The organism is Pseudomonas bubulae (assembly GCF_900618535.1).
Taxonomy (GTDB): domain Bacteria; phylum Pseudomonadota; class Gammaproteobacteria; order Pseudomonadales; family Pseudomonadaceae; genus Aquipseudomonas; species Aquipseudomonas bubulae.
Window position 1 is genome coordinate 1 of the sequence record NZ_UYJA01000020.1, and the last position, 511, is coordinate 511.

Annotated in this window: 2 tRNA genes and 1 rRNA gene; all 3 read right to left on the reverse strand. The window is 45.8% G+C overall.

The annotated features are described in order from the left end of the window. Positions 1–174: 174 nt before the first annotated feature. A tRNA-Ala gene (locus PPTH39_RS23455) sits at positions 175–250 on the reverse strand. Between the two features lie 29 nt (positions 251–279). Continuing rightward, positions 280–356 (reverse strand) — tRNA-Ile (locus PPTH39_RS23460). Between the two features lie 81 nt (positions 357–437). Beyond that, positions 438–511 (reverse strand): 16S ribosomal RNA (locus tag PPTH39_RS23465); the annotation flags it as partial.

Genomic DNA, 511 nt, shown 5'->3' on the forward strand with positions numbered 1-511 from the left:
CAATCACAAATTTTACCTTAGCCTGAATAAACACCAGTGAAAGTGTTATCCAGTCTAACTTTCTATTACATACCCAAATTTTTAAAGAACGATCTAATCAAAAGATCAGAAATCAACATTCACCATCATTCGATGGAATGTTCATTTCTAAGCTTTACGACAAGTAAGCAGTAATGGTGGAGCCAAACGGGATCGAACCGTTGACCTCCTGCGTGCAAGGCAGGCGCTCTCCCAGCTGAGCTATGGCCCCATATTTCTACAGGTGCTTCCAAACAAAATTGGTGGGTCTGGGCAGATTCGAACTGCCGACCTCACCCTTATCAGGGGTGCGCTCTAACCAACTGAGCTACAGACCCAATTTTGGTCTACTGCTATCGTCTTCTTCAATGAATCAAGCAATTCGTGTGGGAACTTATGGAGCAGCTGATGTCGTCGATTAAGGAGGTGATCCAGCCGCAGGTTCCCCTACGGCTACCTTGTTACGACTTCACCCCAGTCATGAATCACACCG